Raw genomic sequence first — 14896 nt, 5'->3', positions numbered from 1 at the left:
GCCGATTGCCAGCAGGGCTTTGTAGTCGAACATCAGGTATCTGGGATAACCTGCTCTATATGTTCCCTTTACTTACCAGGAGTCAAATCTTAAACTACGTTTAATACAACATCAATGTTGCCGCGTGTTGCTTTGGAATATGGACAGAAATCATGCGCCTTGCGGGCCAGTTCTTCTGCTTGACTGTGATCTACACCAGGCATGCTAACGTCCAGACGAACAGACAGCTGAAAACCGTCATCCGCAGGGTCTTTACCAATGGATACGTTACTTGTAACGACCACATCCTCCAATTTCACACCTGCTTTGCGTGCTACATTGGCAAGGGCACTTTCATAACATGCTCCATATCCAGCGGCAAAAAGTTGCTCAGGGTTAGTACCTTCACCACCGGAGCCACCAAGCTCTTTTGGCATTTTCAGATCATGCTTAAGCACGCCATCCGAAGAAGTCACCGAACCTGTACGTCCACCTTTAACTGTCGCTACTGCTGTATATAAAGCTTCCATTCAGAATCTCTCCCTTATCCATATAGTTTTTTACTGCCTTCCTTTCAATTTAAACTTCTGGCTCATTTTGAAACGCAATTTTGTATCTTTATCAGCTTTTACAACTTTATTATTTTCATGCATTTCAATGCCATGGCTGTATTTTCCCTAAGGTTGGGTAATATACGAAGGGGCATATTCAAGCTACAACCGAAATTTTGTGCTGATACATAAAAGTTGCACTAGACAAAAATAATTGAAGGAGTACAATGTAACAATAAACATAAAAATTTAGATATATCATGAGCGGTTTGTACCGCATCAATATCTCCAAATCAATAATTCAAAGTCAGGTGATTATCGTATGAGTAAAAAAAATCCGTTCAACGCTCCTTCAAGAGAATCATTATCTACTGCGGGCATGGCCCCTTCCCTTGGAGAAGCACATAGTTCCATGAAAGTTCCGCAGAATGCTGCATGGTGGAAGAAATTCCTCGCCTTTGTAGGCCCAGGATACCTCGTTGCCGTAGGTTACATGGACCCGGGGAACTGGGCAACAGATATCGCAGGCGGCTCGCAGTTCGGGTATACCTTGTTATCCGTTATCCTGTTATCGAACCTGATGGCCGTTGTCCTTCAGTCGCTGGCTGGCAAGCTCGGTATCGTCACTGGACGGGATCTGGCTCAAGCCTGTCGTGAACGATTCAGCATGCCTGTTGTTATGATGTTATGGATTCTGTGTGAGCTTGCCATTGCAGCTACCGATCTGGCTGAAGTCATTGGTTCTGCCATCGCATTAAAACTGTTATTTAACATCCCCATGTTATACGGCGTTATCATCACCGCAGTTGATGTACTCCTGATTCTTGTTCTGCAAAACAAAGGCTTCCGCGCTTTGGAAACTCTCGTCATTGTGCTGATGGCAACAATTGCCCTCTGCTTCGGGATTGATCTGTTTCTGGCAAAACCGGATATGGGCGGTGTTCTCCATGGTTTTGTACCAAATGTTGAGATCCTGCAAAACCCGGCTATGCTCTATATTGCCATTGGTATTATCGGAGCAACCGTGATGCCGCATAATCTGTACCTGCATTCTTCCATTGTGCAGACCCGTCAGATCGAACAGACACCACAGGGCAAAAAAGAAGCCATTCGGTACTCGACCATGGATTCTACGATTGCGCTGACACTGGCCCTGTTCATCAATGCAGCCATCCTGATTGTATCTGCCGCTGTATTTCACAGTGCTGGTATGACGCAGGTTGCTGAGATCGCTGATGCCTATCATCTGCTGACACCTCTATTGGGTACTACGGTCGCAAGTATCCTGTTCGGTGTGGCGCTGTTAGCATCAGGTCAGAACTCTACCCTTACAGGTACACTCGCTGGGCAGATCGTTATGGAAGGTTTCCTGAACATTCGAATTCCGGCTTGGCTACGCAGACTGGTCACACGTCTGATCGCCATCATCCCCGCGGTAATTGTGACAGCCATTGCAGGAGAACATGGCACAGAAGAACTACTCATTTTGAGCCAGGTCGTCCTGTCGCTTCAATTGCCGTTTGCTGTAATTCCCCTGGTGATGTTCACGAGTGATAAAAAAAGCATGGGTGCATTCGCCAACAAATTGTGGCTCAAAATCATCTCATGGGTCATTGCCGCGATTATCGTTGTGCTGAATGTATATCTGATCATTCAGACGATTCGGTTATTCTAATCTCATTTTAATTGGCTAAATACTAAAAAGGCTGATCAACTCCGGTATTTTATACCCAGTTGATCAGCCTTTATTGTTGCAATACAGCAACATGTTTCCTTTTATAGTAAAACTCAAACTCCAATAAACAACCATCTGCATCTAATCCTGATTTGGTATCAATAACGGCAAGAGTTGATCCAATGAATCAACAGTCCAATCCGCACGTTTGTCATCCGATAGTTCTGGCTGAAATCTTCCGTAACCCTGCATAATTCGAATCGTACGCATGCCCAGCTTCCGAGCAGGTATAATGTCGTTATCGATCCGATCGCCGATCATGACGGCTTCCTCCGGTTCACAACCGGCCTGCTTCAAGGCCACAGCGTATAACTCAGGGTCTGGCTTGGACACTCCTTCTTCAGCCGAACATGCCAGAACATCAACATACTTCCGCAAGCCGTAGCTCTCCAGTCTCTCTTCCGTTCCAGGACTCTGATTGGCAATAATGCCAATGCGATAATGCCGTGACAACTGCTGAAGAACGGAATCTGCTGAAGGAAAAGGACGTTCAAGATCTTTTTGAAACTTCAGCTTGTCCTGAATCTGTTTTTGATGTCCCTCGTCTTTAACAAATGTGCGAATTGCCACTCTCATAGGCCATTGCTCATATTTTCGGTAACAGTTCGCGAACAGTTCGCGTACCGTCTCAATCTTCACCGGATACCCCAAAACACAAGCTTCACGGACGAACTGTCCAATAATATCATCAACCGGCTCCCATTCATCCACCAGTGTATCTCCAACATCAAAAAACAACCATTTCAATCCACCTACATCCGGCACGCCAATTCCTCCTTGTAAGCATAAAAAAGAAGACTCACCATCCTGCATGAGTCTCCTCAAACTTCCGTTTATCGATGAATCAATTTCATAATACCTTGAGTGAATTCTGAAATTGATTCTAATACATTCAATTATAACAGGCACCTTACACCTGAGCAATCACAAGCTATGGCATTAACCATTGAGGAGAAAGCCAACTTCCCCATTGAGCGAATATACAATCCGGTCTGCGCCCATGCCCCGATAGATGCCCTTAGGATGACTCTGCTCCGTAATGACGCACAGGGATTTCGATGTCCATGAACGGCAGATCTGTAAATAACGACAGGTCAGATTCAGGCTGTTCTCGAAAATAAACACGTTGCCTACGCTGCCCTGCGGCAAAAACCATTTTTGAGCTGCAGCCGTGTTCATGCGAATGACATGTTCTACTCCGATTCTACGGAGTCTGCGCTCTTCCCCTGCACTGTTGGTTAGAACGGCAAACGGCATTTTTTTGTACATCAGTAATTTGATAAATTTGCGTCCTGCTTCATTTGGAGCAGTCACTAAGATCATCTCAGTATCCATCATTCGTTCCTCCCTTGGCGTGAAAAGACAACAAAAAAGAAGCGTGGGGGACCAAGGCCTCCCGAACGCTTCTTAAAGAATCCATGGCGAAAACGCCATGAACCAGCGTACGGCTTGTTGCCTCTCCCTTTAACGCTTACGAGGTTAGCTGACGGATTCGGGCGCGAGAGTCGCCCTATTTCCGGCTGTCACCGGAAAATTCACCCCATGAATGCCTACTGTCCTGGACAGCGCATTCCGTTGGTTCCCCCGTTTTCCACTCATGAATGAATGGAAACTCAGCGATTAAAACATCGTTCGTATATCTTAAGATAAGATCGAGCGATATTATCGTTTGTTTCGTTTTTCATATACAATTTAGTTTAAATTGAAATTACGTTATGAATCATACACCCGTGCCATGACGGTGTAAAGTCCTCACAGATCACCGAATCGGCAGATTTTTGCCAATACTCATCCATAATAACGCTTACAATAAGGTTATACTCTATCCATCTCTTCAAGGCTATCTAATTCTCACTCTGACGAAAATCCCTTCGCAATTCATTCACGTATTCCGCACAACTTGCCTGTTTTGATTCTTTTAACACCATATTAGTTTTGCAATATTTAATTGCAACCAATATAATAGAAGATATAAGAGTAAATAAATGGAGGCGATTTAGATGACAGTCTACGATTACAAAGTGAATACCCTTCGCGGTCAAGAAGTTGAAATGTCCGACTACCGTGACAAAGTGCTCCTGATCGTGAATACGGCAAGCTCATGCGGCCTTACCCCTCAATTCAAAGGTCTTCAAGAACTGCAAGACAAGTTTCAAGATGCTCCATTTGAAGTTCTTGGTTTCCCAAGTAACCAGTTTGCACAGGAAAAAGGATCTTCCGACGATATTGCCGAGTTCTGTCAGATGAATTATGGCGTGAGCTTCCCCATGTTTGAGAAAATTGATGTGAACGGATCAAGCGCTCACCCTCTTTTCCAACACCTTAGTACAGAAGCTCCTGGCCTGCTCGGCTCCAAAGCAATCAAATGGAATTTCACCAAATTCCTTGTGGATCAGAACGGACAGGTCATTAAACGTTATGCTCCCAAAACAACACCGGACAAGATTGAAGAAGATATCAAGAACTTGCTGCAAAAATAATACACAGGCCACCCGTAGCGGGAAGGTAGAGCAGTATTGCCCCGGTAATGGATGGCTTTTTTTTCTCAACTTTGATGTCATACTGTTCGAAAAAGACAAAAAAAGAAGCTTTCCAATAACGGAAAGCTTCTTTTTAATCGTTCATATGATGCGGTCGAGAGGACTCGAACCTCCACGGGCATACGCCCACTACCCCCTCAAGATAGCGTGTCTGCCATTCCACCACGACCGCATGTCGTAAATAATCGGCAACAGAATTGATTATACCGGGTTCAGAACTAAAAGTAAAGTATTTTTTAATACTTCTTTTTCAGCTAGGCATTTTCATCAAAAATCGCATAATCTCGTCATCTTTACCCATGAACTGCATATTATTAGATTTGATCCCCTCTTTTTCGGTAAGAGCCGATCTTGTTGATTCATTTATATATAGTCCTTCCTTATATATGGTCCTCCCTGCACTTCGCCACATAAATAACACAGTGAGTTATATAAAATAACACAAATATTGAATTTCAAATTTAATCCATTAAATTTCACGGATACTATTGACAAAAAGCGGACATTTATGGGATGATAACTATCATATAATTCGGATTTTTAAACAAAATGCAAACAAAAAGGGATATTAATGTCACTTAAAGTAACATTTAACGAACACAGGAGGCGAATGATTGTGAACCGTGGGAATAAGCTGCTCGATTATGTCAAACTGCTTGATTCCTCTATTCAGGTTGGAGGGTTCACCCATTCCTTCGGCATGGATATCCATATCAGGGAGGGTACCATTCGTAATGCTGAAGATCTCGAATCATTCATGCGTTGTCAGTTGCATCCCAGCATCGTTCGTCTTGAAGGTATGGCCATCAAAGGCATCTATACCGCAGCAGATCACAAGGATACATGGCGGATAGCTCTGATCGACAAGCTCGTCCATGTTCAGCGAACCCCTGGAGATCTCAGAGAACAAGCTGCCGCCATGGGTAAACGATTGATCAGACTTGCACGCGCTCTGCACCCCTGGATTGAATTCAGCCAGCTCGAACAGATCTTTGCCAAATACGATTCGGTTGGCTGCCTCTCCACTGTTCACGCCTGGATTAACCACCACCTCGACATCCCGGTCGAGGAGGCGGTCCTTGGTTACCTGCATTCAGCCATGAATGCCTGCATAACCGAAGCCTCCAAAGTCATTCCCCTGAACAACGATACAACCAAGGATCTGATGGTCCGCCTGGCCACAGATCTGGAGAATGAATGGAAGACCGTCAGCGCCTCGGCTGCGGATGGACTGGCACAGCCAACCTCGATGTCCATGAAATCGTTTTTCCCCAGTTTCCATATGCTTGGAGCTGGACTTCATGCCTACAGGGCCTAATCCTCTTCCTCCTCATACCTGCTCCCCTTTATTCAGACAAACTAAAAAACACGCGGCAACCTCCTTGCCGACGTGTTTTTTGTCATTTTATTTGTTTTATTTACGTATTTACGCCATTTATCATCACAAAATACACTTTTTTCCGTCTTTTTTAATTGTTAGATGACGAATTTACGTATATAATGAAACATACAGCTCGCATTTCTATATATTCTACATGAAGAAAGGGCGGCTGAATACTACATTCTAACCAGGGGTGAACCCTTTTGAACAAGAAAAAACCAGTTACTCCGTTCGGATGGGCCATCAAACGACGGCTAACCGAACTTCAAGTGGACCAGAAGACCTTTTGTGAACAGCATGGCATCCCACCCTATCGTTTATCCAATCTCATTCACGGCACACGCAAAGCAACCCGATTCAGGCACCTGGTCGCTGATATTTTGGATATTCCAGATGAACTGAGATAAGATTTCTGCCAAAGGAGGGTCTCATCCATGAGACATGTTACATCCGATCTGGAGAGGCTGTCGTTCCAGTCCATACGTCACCAGCTCATCATCGTTGATGACAATTGGATTATCCAAAGTTGTAACCGTGCCTGGCAACAGGGACTCGGTCAATGCTCACCAAACCCGGATATACACAGTAGTCATAGACATTACCTGAATCTGACGGAAGCCTGGGCAAAACGAGGCAAAAACGCTAACATGGCACTTGTCGCACAGAATTTGAAAGAACGCGGAATACCCTTTAATCGAAATCATACATATGACATCTGCGTGTATACTGTATACAACGAAAAGAGGTGGTTTCGTGTAGAACTCACCCCTCTAACTTATTCAAATTCAATTCTGGATACCGATCTCGCTTTAATTGCACACATGGATATTACCGAACAGAGAAAGACAGAACACCAATTGAAGAAGGCATTGTCTGAAGTGCGCACATTGCGCGGACTGCTGCCTATTTGCGCCGTCTGCAAACAAATCAAGGACGAAGAGGAACACTGGAACTCCGTTGAGAGTTATCTGGAGAAGCATACCCACGCCGAATTCACCCATGACATCTGTCCGGAATGCATCCGGCGGTTATATCCGAAATACTCGAATATCCTGGACAAGCGTTCCTGAAACCTCTCCACTCGCCACACTAACTACAACTACACGGAGAGATGATGTTCAAACTGCGACATATCCAGTTCTTGCGGTGTCCCATGCAGGGTTATGGTCCCTTTGTCCATGATATAGATGTAATCTGCGGCACTTCGTACAAAATCAATACTCTGCTCTACCAGCAGAACCGAAAGGTTCCCCTTTGCCTTGAGCTGCAAAATAACCTGCCGAATGTCCTCCACGATAGAAGGCTGAATGCCTTCTGTCGGCTCATCAAGGAGCAACAACCCCGGACGCGAAGCCAATGCCCGAGCGAATGCCAACTGTTGCTGCTGTCCACCACTCAGATCCCCGCCCTGCCGTCCATACATCGTAGCAAGCACTGGAAACATCGCCAGTACATCCTCTGGGAACGTTTTTACTCCCGGCGCACTTGTCTCCAGACCGAGCAATAAATTTTCTTTCACCGTAAGCTGCGGGAAAATTTCCCGCCCCTGCGGTACATAACCAATCCCTGCCCTTGCCCGCTTGGCTGTGTCCAAGGTGGATAACTCCTGATTTTGCCACTGAATACTACCCTTACGTGATTTGAGCAGCCCCATTAATGTTTTCATCAACGTTGTTTTCCCTACACCGTTACGACCCATCAGACACACCACCTGTCCGGGCTGTACATCCAGGTTCACACCACGAAGCACATTGCTTTCCCCGTAGCCGGATTCAATTCGTTGCAACGACAGCATGGTCATCCCTCCTTTTGCCCAGATACACTTCTGCCACTTTCGGGTCTGCCTGTACCTCCGCCATCGTACCTTCCTTCAGCAGTTTCCCTTCATGCATCACTGTTACCTTGGCTGCGAACTCTCGCACAAACTCCATATCGTGCTCCACCACCACAACCGAGCGCTCACGCGCAATCTCTTGCAGAAGTCGCCCGGTCTTGTGTGTTTCTTCATCCGTCATGCCTGCGGCTGGTTCGTCCAGCAACAACACCCGTGGCTCCTGCAGAAGCAACATGCCAATCTCTAGCCACTGCTTCTCCCCATGTGATAACGCTCCTGCACGAGCATCAACGCGGTCTTGCAGACCAATCTGGAGGGTAACATGCTCCATGGCAGCACTCATTTTCCCATATCGACGAATACCGATGGCTTGCAAAGGGGAACGGCGAGTCTCCGCCGCCAGCGTCAGATTCTCCTGCACCGTCAGACCTGCAAAGATCGATGGCGCCTGGAATTTTCGTCCCACACCTTTGCGAACAATCTGGTGCTCCTTCAGTCGTGTTAATTCTGTGCCATCCGCCATCTTCACCGAGCCGGACATAGGTTTTGTTTTGCCACATATCACATCCAGCATCGTTGTTTTCCCTGCACCATTGGGTCCGATTAGAAAATGCAGGTCATGTTCATGCAACTTCAGATTCATGCCTTTGACAGCAACGAACCCACCAAAGGCCACCGTAATATCCTCGGCTACCAATACCGCTGATTCCTCAGTAGACTTTAGGTTTTTCCCGAGTGACTTGGACATGCGCACTCTCTCCTCTCCGCTTCAGCAAGCGAACGACATGACGATATACACCTACAATACCGTTTGGCATGAACAAAACTACCGTTACAAAAAGCCCACCAATGACAAACAGCCACCCTTCAGGGTAAGCCTCACTTATGCCTGTTTTGGCTGCATTCAGCACCACCGCTCCGATGACCGCTCCAATAAGCGTACCGCGACCACCCAATGCAACCCACAGGACCATCTCAATGGAGGGTACAATCCCCATCATCGATGGCGAGATAATACCCACCTGAAGAACAAACAACATGCCCGCGATGCCTGCAAGCGCACCGGAAAAAGCAAAAGCCAGCGTTTTATATCCTGCCGGATCATATCCGAGGAATCGCACCCGATTCTCTCCATCACGCGCAGCTTCGAGCACTTGGCCGAACCGACTGTTCACCATTCGACGACAGAGCACATACGCGATCACCAGAACAGTAAGCGTTATATAGTAGAGAGCAATCGTCGTTCCAGCGGAATGAAGTGTAAAACCAAAGATCGAATTATATCCGGTGATGCCATTTGTCCCACCCGTCCATTCCTGTTTACCAACAAAGAGTGTTACCATAATAAGAACCAAAGCTTGAGTCAGGATGGTAAAATAAACACCGGTGATCCGGTTACGGAACGTAAACCACCCCAGGGCAAAGGCAAGCAATGCCGGAAGGGCTATCCCCAATAACAACGCCACCGGGAAAGAGCGAAACGGTTCCCAGAACCACGGTAGACCACTGAGACCACTCCATCCCATGAAGTCAGGAAGCGTTGCTCCACTAGCCTGAAGCTTCAGATACATCGCCATCGCGTATCCACCCAGACCAAAGAACACCCCATGCCCAAGACTCAGCACACCCCCATAACCCCAGATCAGATCGAGACCAATGGCCAGGATTGCCAACGCCAAAAACTTGGCTAACAGACTCAGACGAAACTCCGTGGAGATTAGTGGAGCAAGACACATCATGATCAGTACAACCGCCCAGATAATCCTCATTTTGAGACTGCCAGTCTTGAGTAAAGCGGACATGAACTAACCCCCTTTTTCACGTTAATCGAGACTCCGTGTACGCATCGCGACCAATCCGCGTGGTTTCCATTGCAGGAAAGCAACGATACATACAAACACAAGCACCTTGCCAATGGAGGCCGAGGTATAGGTTTCGAACAGCGTGTTGAACATACCAATCCCCAATGCTCCGCACACGGTTCCAACCAATTTCCCTACCCCACCCAGAACAACGACCATGAACGCATCCACAATATAATACGTACCAAGCGAAGGACCAATCGGACCAATGAGCGTTAATGCACAGCCAGCAATTCCGGCAATGCCCGAACCAATCGCAAAGGTCATGCCATCCACCCGCCGGGTCGAAATCCCAAGACACCCCGCCATGCTCCGATTCTGCATCACAGCCCTCATTCGTCTTCCGGAAGATGTTCGATAGATATAGAGATACATACACAGCAGCACAACCGCAACCAGCGCGATAATGAAAATTCGTTTATACGGAAATACAATACCATCCGAGATCGCCAATCCCCCATTGAGCCAAGCCGGACTGGATACTCCCACATTGGGCGCTCCGAATATCGTACGGGCCAGTTGTTGCAGCATCATGCCTACACCCCATGTCGCCAGCAGACTGTCCAGCGGCCTGCCATATAGATGCCGGATCAGCACCACTTCAAGCAACCAGCCAATCAGAGCCGCTACAATGAACGCAATCGGCAGAGCCACAACAAAGTAGGCACCAAACCACGCCGCTGGAGCATAGGACAAGAACAGATTTTGTGTTACATATGTTGCATATGCACCGATCATGATCAGTTCACCGTGAGCCATATTGATGACATTCATCAGCCCAAACGTTACTGCAAGCCCCAATGCAATCAACAACAGAATTGAACTGATACTCAGACCATTGAACATCTGCAGGATAAACATATCCATCGCTATCCCCTCCTCCATACCGTGACTCTCGATATTTCACATGAATTCAATTAGCGGCAGTAACATTTTTCACATCACAGTAACGCTTTACCGTGATACGGTAAGAGGATGTGTTGTCACACCCTCGTTTATGTTTCGGCTGCTTTGAAGCGAGTTGCCTGTTTTATTGCGAGGTTTCTATGTTATTTAGCGCTGAGGGAAGCTCCCCATTCATACGTTTTCAGATAAGGGTCCGGCTTGACAGGCTCACCAGAATTCCACAATTCCTTGAACTGCCCATCCTCCTGCACCTCACCGATCCGTACGGTTTTGTAGATATGCTGATTCTCTCCATCCACGGTTACCTTACCTTCCGGAGCATCAAACTCCAGACCCTTGGCAGCTGCCTTCACCTTCTCCACGTCGGTTGATCCTGCTTTTTCCACCGCCGCCTTCCAGAGATAAACCGCCACATATCCCGCTTCAATCGGATCAGCTGTCACTCGATCAGCACCGTATTTTTCTTTATACTTGGCAACAAATGTTGCATTCTCAGGTGTATCCGTTGTCTGATAATAATTCCACGAAGCCAGATGCCCCTTCAATACGTCTGCGCCAATACCACGGATTTCTTCCTCCGCCACACTTACCGAGAGGGTCGTCATCTGATCCGAGGAGATTCCGGCATCCTTCAATTGTTTGAAGAAGGCCACATTGCTATCTCCGTTCAGCGTATTGTATACAATATCCGGCTTCGCAGCCTTGATTTTGCTAATGATGGTACTGTAATCGGTATGGCCCAGCGGTGTGTATTCTTCACCCACTACTTCGCCGCCTTCTGCTGCGAGTTGTGCCTTAATGACCTGATTGGCCGTTTTTGGGAATACATAATCTGAACCGAGCAGATAAAACGTCTTGCCCCTGTTCTCCAGTAACCAGGTTACGGATGGAACGATCTGTTGATTGGTTGTTGCTCCTGTATAAAAAATATTTGGCGATGATTCCAATCCTTCATATTGTACCGGGTAAAACAACAGACCTTTGTTCTGTTCAAACACCGGGAGCATAGCCTTCCGACTCGCAGAGGTCCATCCGCCAAATACAGCAGCGACCTTATCCTGTTGCAGTAACTTCCCAGCCTTCTCCGCAAAAGTAGGCCAATCCGAAGCGCCATCCTCAATTACAGGTTCGATCTGTTTACCCAAAACTCCGCCCGCGGCGTTGATCTCTTCAATGGCAAGCATCTCCGCATCTTTAACAGATACTTCACTGATCGCCATCGTTCCGCTGAGAGAGTGAAGAATGCCAACTTTAATCGGTTCACCGGATGCAGCCGGCTCTCCTGTACCACCTGAACCCGAAGCTTCAGGCGGTGCAGTGCCCTCCACACATCCTGTCATCACAATGACCGCACCCAGCAAAATACTCCATAACTTGACCGACCTCTTCTTCAATAGCCTACACTCCCTTTTTTTAGTCTATTGACGAACATTAAGGTCATTTGCGTCCGAAATGTTCGTTGATCCAAATTATGGAGGGTTCCTCTCTTCATGTCAATATAGCTTACATAATTTTATTTCATGCCTACTCGTTTCATGCATACTGCTAATATGCCTTGAAGCTTATTGACAAAGGATTCACCCTGTGTGAGTATATTTAACATACAATATGATCCATGAACATATCAGACATTATAAGCGAAAGGTCGGATTGCCTTGCACTGGACTGAGCAGGAAAAGGAAAAACTCCTGATTACCGTGGCCGCTAACCTCTCCCGTGAACGAAGAGCACGTGGACTCAAGTTGAATGTTCCCGAAGCCATCGCCTTGTTGACCTCCGAACTGATGGAACGAGCACGGGATGGAATGAGTGTTGCCGAATTAATGAGATACGGAGGCACCATCCTGACACGTGAAGACTGTATGGATGGTGTTCCCGATATGATTCCTGAAGTACAGGTAGAAGCCACATTTCCTGACGGTACGAAACTGGTTACCGTACATGAACCCATCCGCTGAGAAAGGCAGGAGAAACCATGATTCCTGGTGAATACCGTTTGAAGCCAGATGACGACATCATCTGTCATCCGGATCGTTTAACCCTACGACTCATTGTCCTTAATCGCGGCGACCGCCCCATCCAGGTCGGCTCTCACGTTCACTTCTATGAAGTTAATGCAGCACTGGACTTTGATCGCACGTCAGCTTTTGGACATCGCCTGCACATTCCGGCAGGCACCGCAGTTCGCTTCGAACCCGGTGAAGAGAAACCTGTTGAACTCACGACCTTTGGCGGCAAACGCCAGATTCACGGGTTCAACGGATTAACCGAAGGCTCTGCGGATCAAGCCCCCGATCCAGTGAAACTGGAGGCATTCCTGAAGACGTTCTCCCCTCCCATACAAGATGGAGGTGAACCCTCATGAAACGAATGAGCCGTGAACAATACGCGTCCATGTTTGGACCAACAACCGGCGATGCCGTAAGACTTGCGGATACCGAACTATGGGCAGAGATTGAACATGATTATGCCGTATACGGAGATGAGAGCAAGTTCGGAGGTGGTAAGGTTATCCGCGACGGAATGGGCCAGTCCACCACTGCTCTGCGAAGTGACGGCACTCCTGATACTGTTATCACCAACGCTATCATTATCGATCATTGGGGCATTGTAAAAGCGGATATCGGCATTCGAGATGGTCACATCTGCGCCATTGGCAAATCCGGTAACCCGGATACAATGGATGGTGTTCATCCCGCACTGGTCATCGGTGCTTCCACCGAAATCATCGCCGGTGAAGGCATGATTGTAACAGCTGGCGGCATTGATACCCATATTCATTTCATCTGCCCACAGCAGATTCAGACTGCGTTATCCTCCGGGGTCACGACCATGATCGGCGGGGGAACAGGACCAGCAACAGGAACCAAAGCCACCACCTGCACACCAGGAGCCTGGCACATCCACCGGATGCTGGAGTCCGCAGAAGCTTTTCCCATGAACATCGGTTACCTTGGCAAAGGCAACAGTTCCAGTACCGCACCTTTAATTGAACAGATTGAAGCTGGGGTAATCGGCCTGAAGCTACATGAAGATTGGGGCACTACCCCGAGCGCTATCGACGCTTGTCTGACTGCCGCCGGGGAACATGATGTTCAAGTGGCTATCCATACCGATACATTGAACGAAACCGGATTTCTCGAAAACACCCTGGCTGCAATCAACGGCCGGACGATCCACACGTACCATACGGAAGGCGCTGGTGGCGGACACGCACCGGATATTATCCGGGCCGCTGGGGAGTCCTACGTTATCCCCTCATCAACCAACCCAACACGACCGTACACACGCAACACTGTAGAAGAGCATCTCGATATGTTGATGGTGTGTCATCACCTGGACCCTTCCATCCCGGAAGATGTCGCTTTTGCGGATTCGCGGATTCGTCCCGAAACAATCGCAGCCGAAGACATTTTGCATGATCTTGGCGTGTTCAGCATCATCAGTTCCGATTCTCAAGCCATGGGCCGAGTGGGCGAAGTCATTATCCGCACCTGGCAGACAGCCGACAAAATGAAAAAACAGCGCGGCAAACTTGAGCTCAACCCGAATTCTCCCTCCGATAACGATCGGATCAAGCGATATGTCGCCAAGTACACTATCAATCCAGCTATCGCTCACGGAATCGGTCATCTCGTCGGTTCGGTGGAAGTTGGCAAGCTGGCAGATCTAATCATATGGAAACCGGCTTACTTCGGTGTTAAACCCGAGATTGTCATTAAGGGTGGCATGATCACATTTGCCCAGATGGGTGATCCCAATGCGTCCATCCCGACACCTCAGCCGGTATTTGGCAGACCGATGTTCGGAGCCTATGGTAGCGCCATTGCCAGCGGATCGATCACCTTTGTCTCCCAAGCCGCAGCAGAAGCAGGGATCAAAGAGTCATTGGGCCTGAAAAAGCGGGTTGAACCCGTTAAAGGCTGTCGCTCAGTCAGCAAAAAAGACATGATTCATAACGACGTCACCCCTGTCATTGAAGTCGATCCTGAAACCTACGAGGTACGCGCCGACGGCGAGCTACTCACCTGTGAACCCGCAGACGAGTTGCCTATGGCACAGCGGTACTTTATGTTCTGATAGGAATACGGATTAGCTGATAAGGGGG

The 14896-nt window shown here is 47.7% G+C and carries 16 protein-coding genes, 1 tRNA gene and 1 riboswitch; of the genes, 8 read left to right on the top strand and 9 right to left on the bottom strand.

The features are described 5' to 3' along the window. Window positions 1-89 precede the first annotated feature (89 nt). Complete coding sequence (locus C161_RS07245) at window positions 90-509, bottom strand: organic hydroperoxide resistance protein (protein ID WP_036610819.1); 420 nt, start codon at window positions 507-509, stop codon at window positions 90-92. Between the two features lie 400 nt (window positions 510-909). On the opposite strand from C161_RS07245, the gene C161_RS07240 reads away from it, so the two are divergent. Next, on the top strand, window positions 910-2205 hold the full coding sequence (locus C161_RS07240) for an Nramp family divalent metal transporter (protein ID WP_036669231.1): 1296 nt from the start codon (window positions 910-912) through the stop codon (window positions 2203-2205). A gap of 141 nt (window positions 2206-2346) precedes the next feature. Here the strand turns inward: C161_RS07240 and C161_RS07235 are convergent, their stop codons facing one another. Continuing rightward, on the bottom strand, window positions 2347-3030 hold the full coding sequence (locus C161_RS07235) for an HAD family hydrolase (protein WP_036669077.1): 684 nt from the start codon (window positions 3028-3030) through the stop codon (window positions 2347-2349). 174 nt (window positions 3031-3204) lie between these two features. Then, window positions 3205-3603: a hypothetical protein gene (locus C161_RS07230; RefSeq protein WP_235193755.1), complete on the bottom strand. Its 399-nt coding sequence runs from the start codon at window positions 3601-3603 to the stop codon at window positions 3205-3207. Window positions 3604-3718: 115 nt separating this feature from the next. Next, a riboswitch (cyclic di-AMP (ydaO/yuaA leader) is annotated at window positions 3719-3894 on the bottom strand. Window positions 3895-4265: 371 nt separating this feature from the next. Between C161_RS07230 and C161_RS07225 the strand changes: the two genes are divergently transcribed. Continuing rightward, complete coding sequence (locus C161_RS07225) at window positions 4266-4745, top strand: glutathione peroxidase (RefSeq protein WP_036610823.1); 480 nt, start codon at window positions 4266-4268, stop codon at window positions 4743-4745. Window positions 4746-4894: 149 nt separating this feature from the next. Here C161_RS07225 and C161_RS07220 read toward each other — a convergent pair. Continuing rightward, window positions 4895-4977: transfer RNA gene (locus C161_RS07220), tRNA-Leu, on the bottom strand. A gap of 444 nt (window positions 4978-5421) precedes the next feature. Here C161_RS07220 and C161_RS07215 point away from each other — a divergent pair. From C161_RS07215 to C161_RS31430, 3 genes are all read left to right on the top strand, one after another. Further along, window positions 5422-6123, top strand: a complete 702-nt coding sequence (locus tag C161_RS07215; protein ID WP_162158974.1) for an urease accessory protein UreF — start codon at window positions 5422-5424, stop codon at window positions 6121-6123. Window positions 6124-6389: 266 nt separating this feature from the next. Beyond that, window positions 6390-6593 carry a hypothetical protein gene (locus C161_RS07210; RefSeq protein WP_017690011.1) on the top strand — a complete coding sequence of 68 codons (204 nt, stop codon included), beginning with the start codon at window positions 6390-6392 and terminating at the stop codon, window positions 6591-6593. Window positions 6594-6620: 27 nt separating this feature from the next. Further along, entirely contained in the window at window positions 6621-7256 is a 636-nt protein-coding gene (locus tag C161_RS31430; RefSeq protein WP_051449622.1) for a hypothetical protein, read from the top strand. A gap of 29 nt (window positions 7257-7285) precedes the next feature. Here C161_RS31430 and urtE read toward each other — a convergent pair whose 3' ends face one another. The 5 genes from urtE to urtA all read right to left on the bottom strand — a co-directional run bounded on the left by urtE (window position 7286) and on the right by urtA (window position 12182). Then, window positions 7286-7981, bottom strand: a complete 696-nt coding sequence (gene urtE, locus C161_RS07200; RefSeq protein ID WP_036669076.1) for an urea ABC transporter ATP-binding subunit UrtE — start codon at window positions 7979-7981, stop codon at window positions 7286-7288. Beyond that, window positions 7959-8768, bottom strand: coding sequence for an urea ABC transporter ATP-binding protein UrtD (urtD, locus tag C161_RS07195; protein ID WP_036669073.1), 810 nt, complete (start codon window positions 8766-8768; stop codon window positions 7959-7961). The genes urtE and urtD overlap by 23 nt, the downstream gene beginning before the upstream one ends. Continuing rightward, entirely contained in the window at window positions 8731-9822 is a 1092-nt protein-coding gene (urtC, locus tag C161_RS07190) for an urea ABC transporter permease subunit UrtC (RefSeq protein WP_051449636.1), read from the bottom strand. The genes urtD and urtC overlap by 38 nt, the downstream gene beginning before the upstream one ends. Window positions 9823-9843: 21 nt before the next feature. After that, window positions 9844-10749: an urea ABC transporter permease subunit UrtB gene (urtB, locus tag C161_RS07185; RefSeq protein ID WP_036669070.1), complete on the bottom strand. Its 906-nt coding sequence runs from the start codon at window positions 10747-10749 to the stop codon at window positions 9844-9846. A 182-nt stretch (window positions 10750-10931) separates the two neighbouring features. Next, entirely contained in the window at window positions 10932-12182 is a 1251-nt protein-coding gene (gene urtA / locus C161_RS07180; RefSeq protein WP_036669069.1) for an urea ABC transporter substrate-binding protein, read from the bottom strand. Window positions 12183-12443: 261 nt separating this feature from the next. On the opposite strand from urtA, the gene C161_RS07175 reads away from it, so the two are divergent. From C161_RS07175 to ureC, 3 genes are read left to right on the top strand one after another with little or no spacing between them, the layout of a single operon-like run. Then, a complete protein-coding gene (locus tag C161_RS07175) occupies window positions 12444-12746 on the top strand; it encodes an urease subunit gamma (RefSeq protein WP_036669066.1) in 303 nt (100 codons plus the stop codon). A 17-nt stretch (window positions 12747-12763) separates the two neighbouring features. After that, window positions 12764-13153: an urease subunit beta gene (locus tag C161_RS07170; RefSeq protein ID WP_036669064.1), complete on the top strand. Its 390-nt coding sequence runs from the start codon at window positions 12764-12766 to the stop codon at window positions 13151-13153. Further along, the gene (gene ureC / locus C161_RS07165) at window positions 13150-14868 is read left to right on the top strand and encodes an urease subunit alpha (RefSeq protein WP_036610857.1); all 1719 of its coding nucleotides are present in this window, start codon (window positions 13150-13152) and stop codon (window positions 14866-14868) included. The genes C161_RS07170 and ureC overlap by 4 nt, the downstream gene beginning before the upstream one ends. The last annotated feature ends 28 nt before the right edge of the window (window positions 14869-14896 follow it).

The organism is Paenibacillus sp. FSL R5-192 (genome assembly GCF_000517845.1).
GTDB lineage: Bacteria > Bacillota > Bacilli > Paenibacillales > Paenibacillaceae > Paenibacillus > Paenibacillus amylolyticus.
The sequence above is the reverse complement of the archived record's forward strand: the minus strand, read 5'-3'. Positions and strand labels throughout refer to the sequence as shown.